Raw genomic sequence first — 21480 nt, forward strand, 5'->3', positions numbered from 1 at the left:
ATTTATTATATGAAAAACTATTTTTTTATTTTAGTAATTATTGTTTTTGGAAAAATAAATGCCCAAACTGGCATTGGTACTACCACACCTAATGCTTCGGCAAAACTAGATGTGTACGCTACGAACAAAGGGTTTTTACCGCCACGAGTGACTTTGACAAGTGCTACTGATGCTGCTACCATTGCCTCGCCAGCCGAAGGTTTATTGGTCTATAACCTAGGTTCTGTAGGATTACAAGCAGGTTATTATTACTGGAACGGGAGCAATTGGGCTACTATTGCTACTGGTACTACCGCAGGAAATGCTGTAATTGCATCGGATTTGGTTAAGTTATATGGAGAAGTGTATTCTACTTCTTCTGGTAAAATTGCAAATGCGAGTGGGTATTCTTTTACGGTTCCAATATCTGGAAGATATTTGTTTGATTTTTCAAGTAGCGGTTATGCAACCGGCGATTTCACTATGACATTTAAAGTAAGACAAGGAATCTCTGACTTAGGAACAGATTTCCAAACAAGTGCAAATAATACAGTTCATGTGGAGTACAATGGAAAAGTAGAAGTCAATTTACAAGCCGGAACTATTTATAATGTAATTGTGTTATCTACTGGAACAAGAAATAGTGGTGATTATGATCGTGTGTATTACAAAATGGTAGCAGGTAATTTACCTATTAACCAATATAATGTAGGAGATATAAAAACAGGATTACAAACTGTAGATCACAACGGTTGGATTAAATTAGATGGCCGACTCAAATCTACCCTTACTGCTTCACAACAAACTCAAGCTAATTTGCTGGGTATTGGGACAAATCTTCCAGATGCAAATAATGCTGTTTTAATGCAAACCGGAAGTACTTTAGGAAGTGTAGCTGGAGAGAACTCTAAAATTATTGCGCAAAATAATTTACCTAATGTTAGTTTTACAGGAACTGCAGCAACTGCTGGTGATCATTTTCATAGTATAGATCCTCCAAATACGGAAACTGCTATTAATGGATATCATAGTCATTCTATTGGAAGAAGAAGCAATTCAGATAGTGGCGCATATGACACAAATGATGGAAGGAGATGGGAGAATTCAGCCTCTACTACTGATAGAGCATATTATGGTACATTTGAAACCGCAGGAGCGGGAAACCATAGTCATTCAGTTGATATTGCAGCATTTAATAGTGCAAGTTCAGGTTCTCATTCACATACTGTTACTGTTTCATCGGGTGGTTCAGGAGTAGCTTTGGATATTACTCCAAGAAGATTATCAGTTAATACCTTTGTTTATTTAGGAAACTAATTGGTAATTACGAAATTGATAGCAACAACAAGTTTGTTTAACAAAACACCTGTAAATGAAATAGCGATACTGGATGTGAGCGCATAAAATTAATTTTTACATATATGAAAAAGTACTTTCTTTTATTTTTCAGTTTTTTTATTTTTATAGTTCAAGCTCAAACAGGTATTGGAACTACAAATCCTGATTCGTCAGCAAAATTAGAAGTAAATGCAACAAACAAAGGATTTTTACCTCCTAGAGTAGTATTAACAGCTACAAATTCAGCGAGTCCTATAACAAATCCTGCCAATGGTTTAATGGTTTTTAATACGGTTACTGCTGGGACTAATCCTTATCAAGTAGTGCCTGGTTATTACTATTGGGACGGTACAGGACAACAATGGATAAGTTTATCTACTACTGTGGGAAATGTTCAAAATCAAGCTATTTTTCGTTCGACGACTAATATTGGTGCAGGTTCGGCAATTAATTCTTGGAATTCAAAATTTAACAATATAGCATCTGGAGATTTAACAGTTACTTCAAATACAACATTTACCTTATCTAATGGTATATATAAGATTCAATGGGGGCTTCCGCACCAACAAACAAATACTTATAATGCTATGCAATTGCAAGAATATACGAGTGGTGTTTGGAATGCTTGGATGAATGATGGGAATCTTGGAAATATTGCAAATGGAGGAGGGACAGATTGGGGAGGAACGACTTTTATGACCGATATAATAGATTGCAGTTCTAGCCCGCGTACTCTAAGGATAATAAATAGCGATGGTTCTCGAAACTTGTATTATGGAGCATCATTAATTATTACCAAATTAAATCCATCGATTACTACTTCAACTACAGCAGATAATTTAGGGAATCATACGGCTACTAAAAACATCCAGCTTTCAGGAAACTATATTTCAAATGATGGGGGTAATGAAGGGATACGAGTAGATGATTCTGGGAATGTAGGTATTGGAACTACTACTCCAGCTACTAAATTGGATGTGAATGGAGATGTAAATACTTCGGGCAACTACAAATATTCAGATGGGTCCACAACTCCAAAAATGAAATCTGGGTATGTTAATGCAGGATCATTTGTAACACTAGATAATATAAAAGCAACTGTTTCAACTAGCGGGAGTAGAGGTTTATGTATTGCAACAGTGTCAGGAAGTATTGTGACGTATATGGCAGGCATATATAGTATGACAGGAGGTAGTAGTGGTGGTGCATCAAATACAGCTATAACGTTTAATACCTCTTTATCCTCATCTATTTTTGGTTGGAGTTTTGGAAGTGTTGGAGATACTCCAGTGTATTACATGAATGATACAACAAATAATAGGTTTTATCGTATTACTCTAATGATTGGTTACGGATATAATAATAACTTTATTTGTATTGAACGACTACTTTAAAAAAGGATTGTTGATTGCAGATTAGCGATTAACGATTTTTGATTTTGGTACACCGATTAGAGAAATTTAAGAAATTACAAAAAAAACTTAATGTAGCTTAATTCCTTAATGGTTTAAAAAGATATAAGATTGCAGATTAGCGATTAACGATTTTTTGATTTTCTATAATTCAGCCATCAACTATCAACCAACAACCGACAACTGACTACCAAAAGTAGTATCTTTGTATAGAATCCAATATCGAGTTACAATGACAATAGTGCAGTCCTTCAGTAAAAGAGTAGTATTAATCGTTGTGTTTTTATTTTCTTTCTTTCCTATTTTGGCGCAAGAAAATGAAAACTCAATACCCGCAGCTCCTGTAAAAATAGACTCGTTGTATCGAGAAGATCAATTCTATATTGGGATTACCTACAATGTGTTGAAAAATGTTCCAACAGGTTTTTCCAATGATAAATTCTCAGCGGGATTTTCAGCAGGTTTCTTAAGGGATATGCCTGTTAATAAAAACAGAAATCTTGCTATAGCTCCTGGGTTGGGACTAACTTTTAACAATTACAGCCAAAATATAGGAATAACAAACACCAATGGAACCCTTGTGTATACTGTCTTAACGGATCCTACAAGCTATTCCAACAATAAGTTTTCGCAACTGTTTGTAGATGTGCCTTTAGAGTTTAGATGGAGAGGTTCTACTTTTGAGAATCATAATTTTTTCCGTATTCATGGTGGCGTTAAACTAAGTTATTTGCTCTACGATCGTTCGGTACTTAGAAGTGGTTCAGGAGATTCAGTTATTGTGAACAACCCTGATTTTAATAAGTTAGTATATGGAGCTTACCTTGCAGCAGGATATGGCGGAGCCAATTTGTATATCTATTATGGATTAAATCCAATATTTAAAACAGCACAAACCTCTAATGCAGCAATGGATATAAAATCTCTAAATATTGGGCTAATCTTTTATATTTTGTAGTTCCAAAGCCTGAATTTAAAAAGAAACACTATTTTTGATAAACAAAATTATAAATGAGCGTACGAACGTATTGAATTCATGAATGTATCCATCCAAAATTGTACTGCAATACTCCATGCTGAATTTGTTGGCCACTCCTTCAATGCCATTATTGACGCAGTAGCTATAGATAGTCGCTCCTTGCAAAATAGTGATACGACTTTGTTCTTCGCTTTGGTGGGACCAAATAATGATGCTCATTTTTATATTAAAGAGTTAATTGCCAAAGGGGTTCAATATTTTGTGGTGACTCATATTCCCGAAGATTGTCAAGGCAAAGCCAATTTTTTGGTTGTCAAAAACACCTTGCTAGCCCTACAACAATTGGCCAGTTACTATCGTTCATTATTTCATTTTCCAATCATTGGAATAACGGGAAGTAATGGCAAAACCATTGTTAAAGAATGGCTTAATTTTGTATTAAGTCCAGAATATACGATTATTCGAAGCCCTAAAAGTTATAATTCACAAGTTGGTGTTCCGTTGTCAGTCATCGCAATCAACGAACAACATAATTTTGGCATTTTTGAAGCTGGAATTTCGACCGTTTCCGAAATGGAAAAGTTGGAACCTATAATTCGACCAACCATCGGGGTATTGACAAATATTGGGTCTGCACACGATGAGGGTTTTGCCAATACTAATGAAAAAATAAAAGAAAAATTACGTCTTTTTGACCATTCTCAAATTTTGATTTATCCAAAAAGTGATGCTATTGACGCGTTGATTCGTCCAGAATTAAAAACGTTTTCTTGGAGTTTTTACGACCCTACGGCGGATGTTTTTGTGAGCCAAAAACGAATGGGAACCAATACCATTTTAAACATTGCTCAAAAGCAAGAAGAATTTGACATCACAATTCCATTTCAAGACGAGGCATCCATAGAAAATGTAGTTTCGTGTGTACTGGTTTTGTTGTATTTACAATATGATTTTACTACAATCCAAAACCGAGTAGCACAATTGTATCCTGTTGAAATGCGCTTGAAATTGAAGGATGGAATCAATAATTGTAGTTTGATTGATGATAGTTATAGTGCCGATTTTCAGTCGTTGAAAATTGCGTTGGATTTTTTAGAAAGCCAAAAACAATCTAGTAAAAAAACACTCATTCTATCGGATATTTTCCAGAGTGGTTTGACTAATGACGACTTGTATGCAAGAGTCGGACAGTTAATCGTTGCCAATAAAATCAGTCGTGTCATAGGAATTGGTCCCGTTATTTCTCAATTTAAAAATCAATTTCAGAATTGTGTGACTTTCCAGACTACTTCTGATTTTGTATCGCAAATAGACCAATTGCATTTTGAAAATGAAACCATCCTAATCAAAGGTGCGCGTAGTTTTCAATTTGAAAAAATTGTTTTTGCTTTAGAAGAGAAAACGCACGAGACCGTTTTAGAAATTAATCTGAATGCCATCAGTCATAACTTAAATTTCTACAAATCCAAAATGAAACCAACTACCAAAATGATGGTGATGGTAAAAGCATTTGGTTATGGCAATGGCGGATTTGAAATTGCTAAATTGTTAGAGCATCATAAAGTAGATTACTTAGGGGTGGCTTTTGCCGATGAAGGAATAAGTCTTAAGAATGCAGGAATTCAATTGCCTATAATGGTCTTGAATCCAGAATCGACGAGTTTTTCGGCCATTATTCAACACCAATTGGAACCCGAAATTTATAGTATAAAAGGACTAAAGTCCTTTCTTAAAATTGCCGAACAGAAAAACTTACATCAGTTTCCTATCCATATTAAGTTGGATACAGGAATGCACCGATTGGGTTTTGAGGCCAATACAATTGACGAACTGATTACTACTTTGAAAGGCAATCAGCGTGTTGTAGTAAAAAGTATTTTGTCGCACATGGCAACAAGTGATGCCCAAGAACACCAACAATTTTCGTTAACACAAATTCGTTTGTTTGATGAATTGTCAACCCAATTAATGCGTGAATTAGATATTCAACCTATTCGTCATATTTTGAATACTTCAGGTATTAATAATTTTCCACAAGGACAATTTGATATGGTACGTCTAGGGATTGGATTGTATGGAGTTTCTAATGAGAAAGAAGAACAAAAATACTTGGAGAATGTGAGTACATTGAAGTCGGTAATTTCTCAAATTAGAACGATTCCTCCTGGAGATAGCGTGGGCTACGGTCGCCGATTTATGGCTAAAAAAACCACTCAAGTCGCTACCATTCCTATTGGGTATGCGGATGGGATTTCGCGCCTTTGGGGCAATGAAGTAGGCTACGTTACAATCAATAAACAAAAAGCTTCTATTTTAGGAAGTGTTTGCATGGATATGTTGATGGTCAATGTTACAGGGATAGATTGTGCCGAAGGAGATACTGTTATTGTTTTTGGCGAAAGCCCAACCGTTATAGAAATAGCTGAAAAAACACATACCATTCCGTATGAGATTTTAACTAGGATTTCACAACGGGTAAAACGAGTTTTCTATAGAGAATAATTGATTTTGTCTGTTGAATTATTTCTATTCGTAGGGTCGCGATATATTTTTCACCTTTGTTGTCCAGTTAAAAAACAATACGATTGTATTTCAATAAATATATAGTCCCTACGGGACATTTTGTGTTGTGGGGCTTACTCTGTTACCCAAATGTTGTCCCTAACGGGACTATTTAGCAATAACTATGGATTGTAAATAGAAGTAGTTGTTACTTCAATTTTTCTACTCATAAGGCTGTCCCGTAGGGGCAATATATTGGTAAAAAAAGGTAGTATTGGAATACAAAAGTCCCGTAGGGACGAAATAACAAATGGGGTACTTTTGGAACAGCTTCTATTTTTTTGTAAAGGAGGTTCTACATAATTTTTGCTACTAAATCATTCCTGTAGGGAATAGATATTGGTAAGATGATAGGATACGAATGTCAAAAGTCCCTTAGGGACGAAATGTTTTCTATCTGATGAATAAAATTTCACTAATTTTGAAACTATATAAATCATAACACTATTCTTATGGGATTTTTTGCAGATTTTAAAGCCTTTTTAATGAAAGGCGAAATCGTCAACTTGGCTACTGCGGTTATTGTTGGGGGTGCTTTTGGGAAAATAGTAACCTCGTTTACAAATGATGTTTTGATGCCGCCTATTGGGTTATTATTAGGAAAGGTAGATTTTAAAAATCTCAAATTAGTATTGCAAGAAGGTGTACCTGCTGTTGTAGAAAATGGAATTCAAAAAGCTCCGGCTGTTGCTGAGGTTACATTGAATTATGGAGCTTTTATCCAAACTGTTTTTGATTTTGTGATTATAGGGTTCTGTATTTTTATTGTGTTGAAAGCCTATGAAAAAGCCCAACAGAAAATCCATATTAAAGTACAACCAGCCAAAGGCCCAACCCAAGAACAGTTACTTGCTGAAATAAGAGATTTGTTGAAGAATAAATAACCTTGTTATAAATTTAACAATTTGTTATTTTTTGTGAACACCCTTGTTTTCAGTTTAGTATTGGTTACTTTTGCCAAATAAAAATCCAATTCAATAATAAAGATATAATGAGAATAGCAGTAGTAGGAGCTACCGGAATGGTAGGCGAAATAATGTTAAAAGTATTAGCAGAGAGAAATTTTCCTGTAACCGAGTTAATTCCTGTGGCTTCTGAAAAATCAGTAGGTAGAGAAATTGATTTCAAAGGAAATAAATACAAAGTAGTGGGATTACAAACGGCTGTCGATATGAAAGCAGATATTGCTTTGTTTTCTGCAGGAGGGGGAACTTCATTAGAATGGGCGCCAAAATTTGCCGCAGCAGGAACCACAGTAATTGATAACTCATCGGCTTGGAGAATGGACCCAACTAAAAAGTTAGTAGTTCCTGAAATCAATGCAGGCGAATTAACTAAAGAAGATAAAATTATTGCAAATCCAAACTGTTCGACTATCCAAATGGTATTGGCTTTAGCACCATTGCATAAAAAATACAACATCAAACGTATCATTGTTTCAACGTATCAATCCATTACAGGAACTGGCGTAAAAGCGGTACAACAATTCGAAAATGAATGTGCTGGTATTGAAGGCGACATGGTGTACAAATATAAAATCAATAGAAACTGTATTCCACAATGTGATAGTTTTGAAGACAATGGATACACTAAAGAAGAAATGAAGTTAGTGAACGAAACTAAAAAAATCTTAAGCGATAATAGTATAGCTGTTACAGCAACTGCAGTTCGTGTACCAGTAGTTGGTGGTCATAGCGAAGCTGTGAATGTTGAGTTTACTAATGATTTTGATGTCAATGAGGTAAGAACTATTTTGAGCCAAACGGACGGAGTAGTGGTTCAAGATAATTTAGACACATTTACCTATCCAATGCCACGATATGCTGAAGGTAAAAATGAAGTTTTTGTAGGTAGAATTCGTCGTGACGAGAGCCAACCTAATACCTTAAACATGTGGATTGTAGCGGATAACTTAAGAAAAGGAGCGGCTACAAATACCATTCAAATTGCAGAGTATTTGATTGCTGCTCAATTGGTTTAAGTAGTTTAATACTAATAAATAAAACCATTTATGATTTAGATAATTCTGAATTGTAAATGGTTTTTCTTTATTGGTTTACCTATATTTGTTGCCAATGAAACAAAAGCATTTTTTGATACGGTTTTTCTTTGCACTAGTCCTATTGGGGTCACTAGTCCTTCAGTCTTTGCATGGATTGGAGCATCTTGAGAAGCAATTTTTAGAAAAAGTATGCGAGCATAAACAGCTTAATTCAACTGAATTAACACACCAACATAAAGGTTTTGAGCAATGTTTGGTTTGTGCTATTTCGTTTCAAAGCGGAATAATCTCAACAAAGTTTCAATTCCCAATAGCGACAACTCCAGAAGTTGCAACTCATTTCTTTTTTAAATTTCCAACAGTTTTTTCCTTTTCAGGAAGCACGTATTCTTTACGAGGACCCCCTCAATATAATGTTTAAATCGAATTTTTCATCGGTTCTATAGTAGAACACGATTCTTTTAACATTATACTTATATCATGAAAAAATTAATTTTTGCTTTGGTAGTAAATTGTACTGCCTTAATGCAAGCACAAAATACAGTTTCAGGAAGGATTACTGATACTAATAATAAATCGCTTCAAGGCGTTTCAATTTTTATTCAAGAACTTCAAAAAGGAACGCTTTCAGATGCCAATGGGAACTATAGTTTGACTAATTTGCCTAACGGAAATGTCTCGATTTCTTTTGCTTTGATGGGATATGGAACTCAAAACAAAACGATTGTAAACGCACAACGTCAAAATCGATTGGACGTACAATTAGAACCTACCATTTTTCAAATGGATGAAATTATAGTTTCAACAGCATTCAATAAACTTCAGTCACAAAACGTGATGAAAGTAGAACACCAGACCATTAAAAATTTAACCCAAAAAGGCACTGCAACTTTAATAGAAGGATTAGCTACCATTCCCGGAGTGGCTCAAGTATCAACAGGAGTATCTATTGGAAAACCAGTAATTAGAGGATTGAGTAGCAATAGAGTCTTAGTCTATTCACAAGGTGTACGGGTGGAGAATCAACAATTTGGAGACGAACATGGTTTGGGATTAAACGATGCAGGAATTGAGAGTGTAGAAGTAATTAAAGGTCCTGCTTCGTTGCTGTATGGTTCAGATGCTTTGGGGGGTGTGTTGTATTTTAACCCTGAAAAATTTGCTAATGCCAATTCGTTTAAAGTAAATTTTAGTCAAAAACTATTTGTAAACACTTTGGGAAGTAATTCCTCTCTGGGACTAAAAACAAGTACTGATAAATGGAAATTCTTGGCAAGAGGAACATTAAATACTCATTCTGATTATAAAACAGCAGGTAGAGAAAGGGTAACTAACACACGTTACCAAGAAAAAGATTTTAAAAGTGGCATTGGTTATAGTGATGCTTTCTTTTCTTCAGTTTTGAGATACAACTATAATGATTTAAAGCTAGGGATTCCAGAAGAAGGGACTGCAGCACAAAGTACAAGTAAAAGTGTTTTGTATCCAAAGCAAGCGGTTTCAAATCATTTGATAAGTCTAAATTCTACTGTCTTTTTCAATACCTCTAAACTGGATTTGGACTTAGGATTTATTTCAAATGGCAGGTCGGAATATGAAGACAGTGATGTGGCTATTTTGAAAATGAAGTTAAATACGTTCAATTACAATGCAAAGTATTATTTACCATCTTCTAATAAAATACAAACTATAGTAGGAGTTCAAGGGATGTATCAAACCAATGTGAATTTGGGGGAAGAGTTGTTAATTCCAGATGCTATTACTAAAGATTTTGGTGTCTTTGGAACAACTAACTACGAATGGGGTACTAATGTAATTCAGGCAGGGTTGCGTTTTGACACTAGAAATATAACTTCAGAAGCACATGGGATTCAACTCCACGGAGGTTCTTTTGCAGCTTTGGATACATCCTATACGAGTTGGAATGCTTCTCTTGGGTATAAAACTAATATTAACGAAGCTTTTGTTTTTAGGTTGAATGTCGCTTCCGGATTTAGAGCGCCTAATTTGGCAGAGCTTACATCTAATGGTGTTCATGAAGGAACCAATCGCTACGAAGTGGGGAATGCTGATTTGGAGACAGAACAAAACTTTCAAACGGATTTAAATTTGGAATACAAAACCGATCACTTGGAGTTTTTTGTCAACGGATTTTATAATCATATTACGGATTTTATTTATATTAATCCTACCGGACAATCAATAGATGATAATGAAGTTTTCAATTATATTCAAAACAATGCGAATCTTTACGGAGGAGAAGTAGGTCTGCATTTTCACCCTCATCCTCTGGATTGGTTGCATTTAGAAACGAGTTTTGAAACGGTTACAGGCAAAAAACAAAATGGAGATTATTTGCCATTAATTCCTGCTAATAATTGGAACAATACCCTTCGTTTTGAGCTGAACGACTCCAATTGGTTGAAAGAAAGTTTTGCCACGATTAGTTTGTCTTCGACATTCAATCAGAACAAGGTAAGCGGTTTTGAAACCAGAACAGGAGGTTATAGTTTGTTAAATCTTGGACTTGGAGGAACGCTACATTTTGGAAGAACAAAAGTAGAGGTTAACTTGAATGGGAATAATATTACCAATAAAAAGTACATTGCTCACCTGTCCCGACTCAAAGCAGACGGAATTTCTAATATAGGTAGGAATATTGTTTTAGGATTGAATTTTAATTTATAATTTTTTTAATGCTCCAGCCTTTAAAAGGCTGGAAGCATTGTTAAAGCCGGAAGCTTTATTTATTCTTCTAATAGCATCGTAGACAATCTTTCATCTCTCTGGTACACATCGTCATAGAAATTGATCGTTCCGTCTTTGGTCACCCAAGCAGTAAAATAGCCAATATATACTGGAATTTTTTGAGGCAAAGCATACCATTTTTCCACGCCACTTTGCATCGCATTTTCGATTTTTTCAAAGGTCCACTTTTTGTCGTTTTTTAAAATGAGATGGGCTAATTCTCTTGGTTTTTCAAGTCGGATACACCCGTGACTGAAGGCTCTTTTTTCTTGATTAAATAAACTCTTTGAAGGCGTGTCGTGTAGGTAAATTGAATTGGAATTTGGGAACATAAATTTAACAACTCCTAAAGCATTTTTTTGTCCTGGTCTTTGGCGAATGCCGCCTTCATACCATTCCATATCGTTTTCAGATAAATAGTTTGGATTTTTCTCAATCGCAGGAAGTACCTCTTTATAGAGAATATTTTTAGGGATATTCCAGTACGGACTAAAGACAATGTATTTCATCTCGGCACTAAAAACCACTGTTTTGTTCATTGCTTTGCCTACCACTACTTTGGATTCCAATGCTATTTTCCCGTTTTCAAAAAAACGCAATTGATAAGCAGGGATGTTAATGAAAATAAACGTTTTAGAGGTAGTAAAGGGAGACGAGAACCATCGGCATCGTTCCATATTGACGATAATTGTTTTAATTCTATCAGCGATAGGAATATTCAGATGGGCAAGAGTTGATTTTGAAATTATTGTATTGTTTTCTAAACCATTTCTTTTTTTATAATTTTCGATTCCTTTAGCTAATGTGCTGTCATAAAAATCACTTTTCGAATTGGACTTTAAATCACCTAAAAGATACAGTCGGTTTCTAATTTGAATAATAGCTTCTGAATGGTCTCCCATTTTTAATTGAGTTCCTCCTGAATCAAATAGGATGATGTTCCAAGGCTCTTTTTCAATTAAGCGGTATTTTTTTAAAACTTCGCGAAGGCGGTAATACTGCCCAAGAACCTCGCGCTCATCCTTGTCAATCAAGGAAGGGTTGGCCAAAATAGAATCTAAATAATTGATATAGGATTGTTTTTTTCGAGGTAAATACCAACCCAATTGGTTGCTTTTTTCAACATCCAAACCCTTGTAAACTTTGTCAGTATAGAAAAAATACATACAAGAAATTAAAAGCTCGGAATTAACTTCAGGGTTTTGTTTATTCACTTCTTCTTGAAAGAGAGTGTCCAGTTGGTTTTGATATGGAATTGTTGCCGAAATTCCTTCTGAAGATAAATTACTTACTTTGTTGTAGAGTAAATATCCCACTTCTTTAATTCCTTTTTGATCAAACCAAATGTAGTTATAGTGTTGTTTTTGGTACAAGGAAACGACTTCGTTTTGGTATTTTTTAAGTTCAGGGTATTGGTTAAAAAAGGTAGCCACTAAAGTGCTGTCAAAAGCAGATAGGGTTAGTTTGTCTTTTGGAAAACTCGCTTTCATTTCCTTCTTGCTGTTTTGGCAAGAAATAACTATAAGTAAAAAACCTATAATTATTTTGGTTACTAAGCAAACACCCTTTTTCATAATTCGAATTAAATTATGTATTAAATTTACGGAAAAAATAGTAATATGAAACATTTTGTAATCATTGCTTTTGGATTTTTGGTTTTGAATTCTAATGCTGGTTTTGCTCAAATTTCAGATTCAAAAAAAGCAATTAATGTAGTTTTAGATTCTTGGCATAGCGCTGCCTCAGAAGCTAATTTTAAAGGGTATTTTGAATTGATGACAGCCGATGCTGTTTTTGTAGGAACTGATGCCAAAGAAAATTGGAATCGATCTGCTTTTGAGGCCTTTGCAAAACCGTATTTCGATAAAGGTAAAGCGTGGTCATTTTCGGCATTAGAAAGGCATATTTATTTTGATACTACTGGAAATACGGCTTGGTTTGATGAGTTATTATCTACACAGATGAAGATTTGCAGGGGTTCCGGAGTAGTAGTAAAGATAGGGAATCAATGGAAAATAAAGCACTATGTCTTGTCCATGACTATTCCTAATGAGAATGTTAACGAAGTGGTTCAAATTAAAACTACAATTGAGGAACCGATAATTCAACAGTTGCGTTCTAAATCATAATCTTTTTTCTCAGCTTGTCCACTTGTCTTATATATTTCAGTTAAATTTGCCAAAATATTTGAATACAAGTGGGAAGTAAAAATAAATTAAAAAGATTCAAGGAAAACGAAACATTCAGCAATGTTTTTCAGCCAACAAGAGAAGAGGTAGTGGGGAATTTATTTCCATTGAGAGGGAAATGGAATGCTGATTTTTTTAAAAATGAAAATCCGATAGTGTTAGAATTAGGCTGTGGTAAAGGAGAATATTCTGTTGGTTTAGCCGAAAAATATCCTAACAAAAACTTTATTGGAATTGATATTAAAGGGGCGCGTTTTTGGCGTGGTGCTAAAACGGCTGTAGAATCTGGATTACATAATGTAGCTTTCGTTCGAACTCAAATTGAGCTTATCGATCATATTTTTGCTGAAAATGAAGTAGATGAAATTTGGATTACTTTCCCAGACCCACAAATTAAATACAAACGCACAAAACACAGAATGACTAATTCACAGTTTTTGCAATTGTATAAAAAAATCCTGAAGAAAGACGGGGTAATGAATCTGAAAACGGATAGTGAATTCATGCATGGATATACTCTTGGCTTATTGCATGGCGAAGGTCACGAGGTGTTGTATGCGAATCATAATGTGTACAAAAATGAAGGAAGTCCTGAAGAGGTAACTGCTTTTCAAACCTTTTATGAAAAACAATATTTAGAAATTAACAAAGCAATTACGTATATTCGATTTAAAATAAAATAGTGTCGTTTCGGTTTCAGGAATTGAAGTAAAACAACACATTAGTACTGAAACAAAGCACTATATGATTCTAATTACCGCATTGTTTTTTGGATTTGTTAGCGCTGTTATAGGAATTCTTCCGCCGGGATTAATTAATATGACAGCAGCTAAAGTCAATATAAAAGAGGGTAAACGTTCTGCGTTATCCTTCGTAACTGGAGCTATTTTGGTTATCTTCTTTCAAGTGTATTTAGCAATTCTATTTGCACAATTTATTGGAGAACGGCCTCAAGTAGTAGTATTGTTAAGAGAAGTAGGTTGTGGTATTTTTTCCCTTTTGACAATTTATTTCTTGGCTATAGCCAAAACGCCTAAAAAAATAAAAGGGAAAATTAAAAAACAACGCATTTCCACCCGATTCTTTTTAGGAATGTTGTTGTCAGCTTTGAATTTTTTCCCCATTCCATATTATGTTTTGGTAAGTTTGTCCTTGGCTTCTTATGGATGGTTTTCTTTCGAAACACTTTCTATATTTATTTTTGTATTTGGAGCTGTGTTGGGGTCTTTCCTTGTCTTCTATAGTTATATTTCGTTTTTTAGTAAAATTGAAAGCAAAACGGATTTTTTTATGCGAAATATGAATAAAATTATCGGGAGTATAACAGGTGTAATTACTTTGATTACGTTATTTAATATTGTCAAATACTATTTGAAATAAACATTTTAATGACAAAGTCTAACGATAATTTTTTCGAACGGGTGTATGAAATAGTAAGGCAAATTCCTTACGGGAAAGTTACTTCCTATGGCGCTATTGCAAAGGCATTGGGGACAGCACGTTCAGCAAGAATGGTGGGTTGGGCGATGAATGCTTCTCATCATTTAGAAGATGTTCCAGCGCATCGTGTGGTCAATAGAAAAGGATTGTTGACAGGAAAATTACATTTTGACGGAACCCATTTAATGCAACAATTATTAGAAAATGAAGGCGTTGAAGTTCGAGAAAACCAAATTGTAAATTTTGAAAATCATTTTTGGGAACCAGAAGTGCAAAAATAGGCTTCAATTGGATATCTTTTTAAATAATAAGTACTGATTTGAGTATCAATAAATCCAATTCAAAAGCGGTAAAAAACCAATAGAATCTGTTATATTTGCAATTCATATTAAGTTTAAATAAACGGGTTTTATCCCATTTTTTTTGAGCGTATAATTTTTGGAACAAACAAAATGAAATTAGATAGAAAAGAGATTCTTAAGGCTTTAGAAACAATTTCGATTGCTGGTGAAGGGAAAAATATGGTCGAGAGCGGAGCGGTTACTAATGTAATTACTTTTGGAGATGAGGTAGTAGTTGATTTAGTATTGAATTCTCCGGCAATGCATATTAAAAAAAGAGCCGAAGACGATATCAAAAAAACAATTCACGATTTGGTTTCACCAGAAGCCAAAATCAAAGTAAATACCAAGGTAGAAGTGGCTGATAAACCTGAAATTAAAGGAAAAGCCATTCCGGGAATTAAAAATATTATTGCTGTAGCTTCTGGAAAAGGAGGGGTAGGTAAATCTACAACTACAGCTAATTTAGCGGTTTCTTTAGCTAGAATGGGATTTTCTGTTGGTGTTTTGGATGCTGATGTTTACGGACCTTCTATGCCAATCATGTTTGATGTGGAAGAGGAAAAACCGATTTCAATTGAGGTGGATGGAAAATCTAAAATGAAACCAATTGAAAGCTATGAAGTCAAAATTTTATCTATTGGATTCTTTACTTCACCAAGCCAAGCAGTAATTTGGCGTGGGCCAATGGCCGCTAAAGCATTGAACCAAATGATTTTTGATGCTGATTGGGGCGAATTGGATTTCATGTTGATTGATTTACCACCAGGAACGGGAGATATTCATCTTTCAATTATGCAATCGTTGCCTATTACAGGTGCGGTCGTGGTGAGTACACCTCAAGCGGTTGCTTTGGCTGATGCCAAAAAAGGGGTGGCAATGTTTTTATCCGAAGCCATCAATGTGCCTGTTTTGGGAATCATTGAAAACATGGCCTATTTTACACCTGAAGAATTACCAAATAATAAATACTACATTTTTGGACAAGAAGGAGCTAAAAATTTGGCTACCGACTTAAATGTGCCTTTCCTTGGCGAAGTGCCAATTGTTCAATCAATTCGTGAAGCAGGAGATTACGGTCGCCCTGCGGCAATGCAAGAAGGGTCTGTAATCGAATCTGTTTTCCAGGAAATTACTCGAAATGTAGTCCAACAAACCGTAAATAGAAATGAAAGTTTGCCTGCAACCGAAGCAATTAAAATTACAACAATGGCGGGTTGTTCAGCAGTTAAAAAATAATTTTTGAAGATATGACAACAGAAGAAGTAATGGCGAATGTGCTTAAAGCCTTAGACGAAATTAGACCATTTTTGAATTCAGATGGCGGTGACATTTCGTTAATCGCAATAGAAGAAGATAAGCATGTAAAAGTGCGTTTGGAAGGGGCATGTACTAGCTGTAGTGTCAATCAAATGACTTTAAAAGCAGGAGTAGAAACTACGATAAAAAAATATGTGCCTCAAATAGAAACAGTAGAGAACGTGCTGTAAAGCGTCTGTTTTTTACTATAATAACACACAACTAGAAATAAATACAAATGGACGTTTTAATTAAAATTAAAGATAGAGAGGGAGTGGTTCATGAATTGCAAGCGCCAACCGATATGGCGATGAACATCATGGAATTGTGTAAAGCGTATGAGCTTCCAGTTGAAGGAACTTGTGGCGGAATGGCAATGTGTGCTTCTTGTCAATGTTATGTTTTAAACGATGTGCCTTTGCCAGAAAAAGGTGATGACGAAGAGGCAATGCTGTCTGAAGCATTTTATGTGAAATCAAATAGTCGTTTGGGTTGTCAAATCCCAATTACCGAAGAATTAGACGGATTGGAGTTGGAATTGGCTCCAGAGAGTTAAAAAAAAAGCGAGAAAATTTTCTCGCTTTTTTATCTATAATTAGTGTAGGCTAAACCATTGCTGTCTTCAAAGAAATACTTTCCTCAATGGCGTCCCAAAGGCCGATGCGTTTTTCTAATGCAAGAATAGAAACCACCTCTACTTCTTTCCATTTTTGGGCGTCAGTGCTGCACAATTCTGAAATCATTTGCATAGCCATTGGGCCGTGTTCATCTGCATCCAATTCGATATGTCTTTCAAAATAATAGATTAGTTTTCGTAAATCGGTTTCAGGGAAACTAGCTTGGAAGTTTTTCAAAATGGCAGTAAACATACTCGGAATTAAATCTTCTCTTCCAAAAGTGAAAGCAGCTGCTATTTCATGAGTTTTACCTTCTTCAATTACTCTGAAAGTAAAGTCTAAAAAGGCTTTGATGTTGGGGTGTAACTCACTTGTTTTAATCGCTACAAATATATTGTTCAACGAACGAATACTTGTCAAAAATTGCTCAACTTCAGCTGTGTTTGCACCACAGTCTTGCATCGCTTCTAAGTACATTTCGAAATGACTTTGACGGTGACCATCTAGAGTTAAATCACTTTCTTCGGCAGTAACAATTTCGTTGATTAAATAACGGGTTTCGGTATTGACTGTAGGGAACCAAGGCGTTGATGTACAAGTTAGTTTGGATTGTAAGGCTTTTAGTAAAGACATAAAATCCCAAACGGCATATACATGGCTTTCTAGAAAATGGTGTAAGTCCTCAATAGTTTGAACTTTTTGATATAAAGGATGGTGTAGTAAGATATCTTTTTGAGATTGAATACTTTGGTTAATGCTCTCGATATTCATAGGTTTAATTTTTTGTAAAAGTAGAAAAGTGTCTAGTTTTTAAGAAGCTTTTAGTATCAATTTTATAAATACTTTAATAGTTGTTTACTACTTTATACAATTACATTTTTATGTAAAAATCTTTTGTAAGTGCTATGTATTCTGGGGTGTATTCGTGACGATCTATTTCAATAACGAGTTCGTCAATTGTGCTATTGTCAATTTTGTTTCGGCTTAAAGCCAACAAACTACGCTTGGTTTCAGTAGTCGGAGTCCCTTTTACTCGGGTAATATGGGTTGGGTACAATTCAAATTCATGGGCTAATGCCAAAAATCGTGCTTCTTCTTTGAAAGGGATAATGACGGCCAAAATTCCGTTTTCAGACAGTAGTAAATCAGCTGCTTCAATCAAATCTTCAAAAGGGAGTGCGTCTTGAAAGCGTGCTAAATCACGTTGATTATCATTGGTTTTATAATCTTCGGCATAGAACGGCGGATTGGATACAATCAAATCGTACTGCTGTGCCAGTTCGCTATCGCTCGGGTCATCTTCTGGCTCTTCCATAAATTCGTCTAAGCCAGCATGAAAACAAAATAAGCGTTCGTTCCAAGGTGAAGCTTCGAAATTATCTGTTGCTTGTTCATATGCGTTTTCTTCGATTTCTAAAGCGTCAATTTGTTCGGCATTAGAGCGTTGCGCAAGCATTAAAGCAATAATTCCAGTTCCAGTTCCAATGTCTAAAATCGAGAATGGTTGGTGAGATAGTGGCGCCCAAGCACCAAGTAAAACGCCATCCGTTCCAATTTTCATTGCGCAACGGTCTTGTTCAAGCGAGAATTGTTTGAATTGGAATTTTGACATAATGATTTCAGATTGTAGATTAACGATTTTTGATCGTAGATTTTCGATAAACCGAATAAACAAATAACCGATTCACCTTTTTAAAGGTACATTTCAATCAAACCTTCGGGTAAATTCATCACCACTTTTTTGTTTTCCCGATCAACTTTTACCAAAAAATGGTCAATCATTGGAATTAAAATTTCAACACCCCTGTTGAGTACTTCAAAAAGAGGTTGTGCGGTAGAATCGTTGATGGATTGAATTTTGCCGACCACGCCAAGACGCTGGTCTTCTACTTCAAATCCAATTACTTCGTGAAAATAAAACTTGTTACCTGTTAATTTAGGCAACATACTTAAAGGGAGGTAAAGGTCATTACCTAAAAGGGCTTCGGCCTCTTCTTCGGTATTGACATCTTCAAAACGAATTCTAAGAAAGTCGTTTTTATGAAAAGAAGCATTTTCAATAAAAAAAGGAATCAAGTGTTTGTTGCATTCAACAAACACTGATTCCAGATTTTCGTATAGCTCGGGTTCGTCTGTGTCTAAATAGGCTAAGACTTCTCCCTTGAAACTAAATTTTTTAGCGATTTTACCTAAATAGAAACAATCTTCTTTACGCATTGTCGCCTTAGGGAATTTATGCTTCAGTTGCTTCGTTACCTTCTTCTGCAGCAGGAGTTTCCTCAACAGCAGGAGCTTCTTCCGTTGCTACTTCTTCAGCAACAGCCTCAACAGCAACTTCTTCTTGAGCTTCAGTAACTTCTTCAGCAACTTCTTCTTCTACAGCAGGAGTTGCAGCAGCAATAGCATCTGCTTCAGCTTGAGCCGCAGCAGCAATACGTTTAGCGTTAACTTCTTTTTCAGCTTTTAACGCTTTTGCTTTAACATCAGCTTGTGCTTTTGATAAACCATCTTTTTTAGCGTTAACTTTAGCTGCTTTTTCTTCTAACCAAGCCGCTAATTTAGCATCCGCTTGTTCTTGAGTTAAAGCACCTTTACGAACTCCTCCATCTAAGTGGTGTTTCAATAAGGCACCTTTGTAAGAAAGGATTGCTTTTGCAGTATCGGTTGGTTGTGCACCATTGTGCAACCATTTTACTGCGCTGTCAAGGTCTAACTCAACAGTTGCTGGATTAGTGTTTGGGTTGTAAGTACCGATTTTCTCTAGGTATTTACCATCTCTTTTTGAGCGAGCATCTGCTGCTACTACCCAGTAAAAAGGTTTTCCTTTTTTACCGTGTCTTTGTAATCTAATTTTTACTGACATAATCTTATGATTAAATTTTGAGGTACTCGACCTCGGTTAATTAAGGGTGCAAAGATACATTTTTTATTTAAAAATGCTAATTCGAAATGTATTTTAATGATAGATAATTGTTTAGCTGTCTTTTTGTGCTTATTCAGCGACCTTACCATTCCTTTTATGATAAATAAATCATAAATAAGTTCAATCGTAGTAGATTAGGATTAATTAAGACTACATTTGTCTCTTAATTAAACAAGTTGATATGAACATTTTTGTGGGAAGTCTTCCATTCAGTATTGAGGAAGCAGATTTAAGAGAGTCTTTTGAGGCGTACGGAGCAGTAGATTCAGTTAAAATTATTACTGACAAATTTACTGGTAGAAGTAAAGGTTTTGGTTTTGTTGAAATGCCAAGCGACGAGGAAGCTCAAAAAGCAATTGACGAATTGAATGGTGCTACTGTTCAAGGGCGTACTATTGTAGTAAACAAATCAGAGCCTAAACCAGAAGGCGAAAGAAGAAGTTTTAACAACAACCGTGGTAGAGATTCACGCGGAGGTAGAGGAGGATATTAGTATTTTTTCTTTATATACAATAAAGGTGTCAATTTTCATTGACACCTTTATTGTTTTAAATCAGATTGTGAATTACAAATTAGCCACTAGCCAATCGCCTACTTCGCTTGTTTTGTAAGCTTTAGCTCCTTTTGGTGCTAAATCTTCCGTAACAATTCCTTCCGCTAATGATTTGTTGACTACTGCTCTAATGGCATCTGCTTCGGCTTTTAGTCCAAAAGCATCTTCAAACATCATGGCAGCAGATAAAATAGTAGCCAATGGGTTAGCAATATTCAATCCTGTAGCTTGTGGGTACGACCCGTGAATAGGTTCGTATAGTGAAGTATGTTCTCCCACAGATGCTGACGGCATTAATCCCATTGATCCTGAAATTACAGAAGCTTCATCTGTTAAGATATCTCCAAATAAATTTTCAGTAATTAATACGTCATACGAATTAGGCCATTGTACCAATCGCATCGCAACAGCATCTACAAATTCATACGATACTTCCACTTCTGGGTAGTCTTTTTCCATGGCTTGAACAGTTTCTCTCCACAAACGAGACGTTTCTAATACGTTGGCTTTGTCCACACAACACAATTTTTTGCTACGAGTCATCGCTAATTCGAAACCTTTTTTAGCCAAACGTTGTACTTCGGCTCTAGTGTAAACACAGTTGTCAAAAGCAGTATCGCCGTTGTCTTTTCTTCCTTTTTCGCCAAAGTAAATCCCGCCAGTTAATTCTCTTAAGAAAACTAAATCGGTACCTTCAATACGTTCTCTTTTTAAAGGAGAATTGTCAATCAAAGATGGGAAAGTGAAAGTAGGACGTACATTGGCAAACAATCCTAATTTTTTACGCATCAATAACAATCCTTGTTCAGGACGTACTTTTGCTGAAGGATCGTTGTCGTATTTTGGGTGTCCAATAGCGCCAAATAAAACCGCATCTGCTTTCATACAGATTTCGTGTGTTTCATCAGGGTAAGGAACGCCAACAGCATCGATAGCACAAGCACCTGTTAATGCTGGAGTCCAGTTGATTTCGTGATTGAATTTTTTTGCAATAGCATCCGAAACTTTTACAGCTTCATTAATTACTTCTGGTCCTATTCCGTCTCCGGCTAAAAGAGCAATATTGAATTTCATTGGGTATTATTTTTCGTGTTATAT

Annotated in this window: 21 protein-coding genes; 15 read left to right on the forward strand and 6 right to left on the reverse strand. The window is 35.4% G+C overall.

The window, feature by feature from the left end:
• Positions 1-9 precede the first annotated feature (9 nt).
• The 7 genes from MG292_RS04270 to MG292_RS04300 all read left to right on the forward strand — a co-directional run bounded on the left by MG292_RS04270 (position 10) and on the right by MG292_RS04300 (position 10960).
• On the forward strand, positions 10-1296 hold the full coding sequence (locus MG292_RS04270) for a hypothetical protein (protein ID WP_264533943.1): 1287 nt from the start codon (positions 10-12) through the stop codon (positions 1294-1296).
• 104 nt (positions 1297-1400) lie between these two features.
• Entirely contained in the window at positions 1401-2711 is a 1311-nt protein-coding gene (locus MG292_RS04275) for a hypothetical protein (protein ID WP_264533942.1), read from the forward strand.
• Between the two features lie 250 nt (positions 2712-2961).
• Positions 2962-3687, forward strand: a complete 726-nt coding sequence (locus MG292_RS04280; RefSeq protein ID WP_264533941.1) for a porin family protein — start codon at positions 2962-2964, stop codon at positions 3685-3687.
• 78 nt (positions 3688-3765) lie between these two features.
• Positions 3766-6210, forward strand: a complete 2445-nt coding sequence (locus MG292_RS04285; protein ID WP_264533940.1) for a bifunctional UDP-N-acetylmuramoyl-tripeptide:D-alanyl-D-alanine ligase/alanine racemase — start codon at positions 3766-3768, stop codon at positions 6208-6210.
• A gap of 512 nt (positions 6211-6722) precedes the next feature.
• On the forward strand, positions 6723-7154 hold the full coding sequence (mscL, locus tag MG292_RS04290) for a large-conductance mechanosensitive channel protein MscL (RefSeq protein ID WP_264533939.1): 432 nt from the start codon (positions 6723-6725) through the stop codon (positions 7152-7154).
• A 107-nt stretch (positions 7155-7261) separates the two neighbouring features.
• Complete coding sequence (locus MG292_RS04295; protein ID WP_264533938.1) at positions 7262-8251, forward strand: aspartate-semialdehyde dehydrogenase; 990 nt, start codon at positions 7262-7264, stop codon at positions 8249-8251.
• 501 nt (positions 8252-8752) lie between these two features.
• Positions 8753-10960, forward strand: a complete 2208-nt coding sequence (locus MG292_RS04300) for a TonB-dependent receptor (RefSeq protein ID WP_264533937.1) — start codon at positions 8753-8755, stop codon at positions 10958-10960.
• A 59-nt stretch (positions 10961-11019) separates the two neighbouring features.
• Here MG292_RS04300 and MG292_RS04305 read toward each other — a convergent pair whose 3' ends face one another.
• Positions 11020-12510, reverse strand: a complete 1491-nt coding sequence (locus MG292_RS04305) for a L,D-transpeptidase family protein (protein WP_264533936.1) — start codon at positions 12508-12510, stop codon at positions 11020-11022.
• Between the two features lie 129 nt (positions 12511-12639).
• On the opposite strand from MG292_RS04305, the gene MG292_RS04310 reads away from it, so the two are divergent.
• The 7 genes from MG292_RS04310 (at position 12640) to MG292_RS04340 (ending at position 16845) form a co-directional block, all read left to right on the forward strand.
• Positions 12640-13149, forward strand: coding sequence for a nuclear transport factor 2 family protein (locus MG292_RS04310; RefSeq protein ID WP_264533935.1), 510 nt, complete (start codon positions 12640-12642; stop codon positions 13147-13149).
• Positions 13150-13217: 68 nt separating this feature from the next.
• Positions 13218-13892: a tRNA (guanosine(46)-N7)-methyltransferase TrmB gene (gene trmB / locus MG292_RS04315; protein ID WP_264533934.1), complete on the forward strand. Its 675-nt coding sequence runs from the start codon at positions 13218-13220 to the stop codon at positions 13890-13892.
• Positions 13893-13953: 61 nt separating this feature from the next.
• A complete protein-coding gene (locus tag MG292_RS04320; protein WP_264533933.1) occupies positions 13954-14589 on the forward strand; it encodes a LysE family transporter in 636 nt (211 codons plus the stop codon).
• Positions 14590-14597: 8 nt separating this feature from the next.
• The gene (locus MG292_RS04325) at positions 14598-14930 is read left to right on the forward strand and encodes an MGMT family protein (RefSeq protein WP_264533932.1); all 333 of its coding nucleotides are present in this window, start codon (positions 14598-14600) and stop codon (positions 14928-14930) included.
• Between the two features lie 171 nt (positions 14931-15101).
• On the forward strand, positions 15102-16229 hold the full coding sequence (locus tag MG292_RS04330; RefSeq protein WP_264533931.1) for an Mrp/NBP35 family ATP-binding protein: 1128 nt from the start codon (positions 15102-15104) through the stop codon (positions 16227-16229).
• A gap of 11 nt (positions 16230-16240) precedes the next feature.
• Entirely contained in the window at positions 16241-16480 is a 240-nt protein-coding gene (locus MG292_RS04335) for a NifU family protein (protein ID WP_264533930.1), read from the forward strand.
• Positions 16481-16527: 47 nt separating this feature from the next.
• Entirely contained in the window at positions 16528-16845 is a 318-nt protein-coding gene (locus MG292_RS04340) for a 2Fe-2S iron-sulfur cluster-binding protein (protein WP_264533929.1), read from the forward strand.
• A gap of 49 nt (positions 16846-16894) precedes the next feature.
• Here MG292_RS04340 and MG292_RS04345 read toward each other — a convergent pair whose 3' ends face one another.
• The 4 genes from MG292_RS04345 to MG292_RS04360 form a co-directional block, all read right to left on the reverse strand.
• Entirely contained in the window at positions 16895-17677 is a 783-nt protein-coding gene (locus MG292_RS04345; protein ID WP_264533928.1) for a DUF3050 domain-containing protein, read from the reverse strand.
• 100 nt (positions 17678-17777) lie between these two features.
• Positions 17778-18518 (reverse strand): tRNA1(Val) (adenine(37)-N6)-methyltransferase, encoded by a 741-nt coding sequence (locus tag MG292_RS04350; protein WP_264533927.1) that lies wholly within the window; start codon positions 18516-18518, stop codon positions 17778-17780.
• Between the two features lie 80 nt (positions 18519-18598).
• The gene (gene rimM / locus MG292_RS04355) at positions 18599-19123 is read right to left on the reverse strand and encodes a ribosome maturation factor RimM (RefSeq protein ID WP_264533926.1); all 525 of its coding nucleotides are present in this window, start codon (positions 19121-19123) and stop codon (positions 18599-18601) included.
• 16 nt (positions 19124-19139) lie between these two features.
• On the reverse strand, positions 19140-19769 hold the full coding sequence (locus MG292_RS04360; RefSeq protein WP_264533925.1) for a 30S ribosomal protein S16: 630 nt from the start codon (positions 19767-19769) through the stop codon (positions 19140-19142).
• Between the two features lie 241 nt (positions 19770-20010).
• Here MG292_RS04360 and MG292_RS04365 point away from each other — a divergent pair, with 241 nt between their 5' ends.
• Entirely contained in the window at positions 20011-20322 is a 312-nt protein-coding gene (locus MG292_RS04365) for an RNA recognition motif domain-containing protein (protein ID WP_264533924.1), read from the forward strand.
• A 72-nt stretch (positions 20323-20394) separates the two neighbouring features.
• Here the strand turns inward: MG292_RS04365 and leuB are convergent, their stop codons facing one another.
• A complete protein-coding gene (gene leuB, locus MG292_RS04370) occupies positions 20395-21456 on the reverse strand; it encodes a 3-isopropylmalate dehydrogenase (RefSeq protein ID WP_264533923.1) in 1062 nt (353 codons plus the stop codon).
• Positions 21457-21480: the final 24 nt, after the last annotated feature.

The sequence above is a fragment of the Flavobacterium keumense genome (assembly GCF_029866485.1).
Lineage (GTDB): Bacteria > Bacteroidota > Bacteroidia > Flavobacteriales > Flavobacteriaceae > Flavobacterium > Flavobacterium keumense.

What these genes read in the sequence shown, in the direction of transcription:
- MG292_RS04335 (WP_264533930.1), top strand. Translation starts at nt 16,241, where the DNA reads ATGACAACAGAAGAAGTAATGGCGAATGTGCTTAAAGCCTTAGACGAA.
- MG292_RS04295 (WP_264533938.1), top strand. Translation starts at nt 7,262, where the DNA reads ATGAGAATAGCAGTAGTAGGAGCTACCGGAATGGTAGGCGAAATAATG.
- MG292_RS04320 (WP_264533933.1), top strand. Translation starts at nt 13,954, where the DNA reads ATGATTCTAATTACCGCATTGTTTTTTGGATTTGTTAGCGCTGTTATA.
- MG292_RS04350 (WP_264533927.1), bottom strand. Translation starts at nt 18,518, where the DNA reads ATGTCAAAATTCCAATTCAAACAATTCTCGCTTGAACAAGACCGTTGC.
- MG292_RS04300 (WP_264533937.1), top strand. Translation starts at nt 8,753, where the DNA reads ATGAAAAAATTAATTTTTGCTTTGGTAGTAAATTGTACTGCCTTAATG.
- rimM (WP_264533926.1), bottom strand. Translation starts at nt 19,123, where the DNA reads ATGCGTAAAGAAGATTGTTTCTATTTAGGTAAAATCGCTAAAAAATTT.
- MG292_RS04275 (WP_264533942.1), top strand. Translation starts at nt 1,401, where the DNA reads ATGAAAAAGTACTTTCTTTTATTTTTCAGTTTTTTTATTTTTATAGTT.
- mscL (WP_264533939.1), top strand. Translation starts at nt 6,723, where the DNA reads ATGGGATTTTTTGCAGATTTTAAAGCCTTTTTAATGAAAGGCGAAATC.
- leuB (WP_264533923.1), bottom strand. Translation starts at nt 21,456, where the DNA reads ATGAAATTCAATATTGCTCTTTTAGCCGGAGACGGAATAGGACCAGAA.
- MG292_RS04270 (WP_264533943.1), top strand. Translation starts at nt 10, where the DNA reads ATGAAAAACTATTTTTTTATTTTAGTAATTATTGTTTTTGGAAAAATA.
- MG292_RS04345 (WP_264533928.1), bottom strand. Translation starts at nt 17,677, where the DNA reads ATGAATATCGAGAGCATTAACCAAAGTATTCAATCTCAAAAAGATATC.
- MG292_RS04310 (WP_264533935.1), top strand. Translation starts at nt 12,640, where the DNA reads ATGAAACATTTTGTAATCATTGCTTTTGGATTTTTGGTTTTGAATTCT.
- MG292_RS04285 (WP_264533940.1), top strand. Translation starts at nt 3,766, where the DNA reads ATGAATGTATCCATCCAAAATTGTACTGCAATACTCCATGCTGAATTT.
- MG292_RS04325 (WP_264533932.1), top strand. Translation starts at nt 14,598, where the DNA reads ATGACAAAGTCTAACGATAATTTTTTCGAACGGGTGTATGAAATAGTA.
- MG292_RS04305 (WP_264533936.1), bottom strand. Translation starts at nt 12,510, where the DNA reads ATGAAAGCGAGTTTTCCAAAAGACAAACTAACCCTATCTGCTTTTGAC.
- MG292_RS04330 (WP_264533931.1), top strand. Translation starts at nt 15,102, where the DNA reads ATGAAATTAGATAGAAAAGAGATTCTTAAGGCTTTAGAAACAATTTCG.
- MG292_RS04280 (WP_264533941.1), top strand. Translation starts at nt 2,962, where the DNA reads ATGACAATAGTGCAGTCCTTCAGTAAAAGAGTAGTATTAATCGTTGTG.
- MG292_RS04365 (WP_264533924.1), top strand. Translation starts at nt 20,011, where the DNA reads ATGAACATTTTTGTGGGAAGTCTTCCATTCAGTATTGAGGAAGCAGAT.
- MG292_RS04340 (WP_264533929.1), top strand. Translation starts at nt 16,528, where the DNA reads ATGGACGTTTTAATTAAAATTAAAGATAGAGAGGGAGTGGTTCATGAA.
- MG292_RS04360 (WP_264533925.1), bottom strand. Translation starts at nt 19,769, where the DNA reads ATGTCAGTAAAAATTAGATTACAAAGACACGGTAAAAAAGGAAAACCT.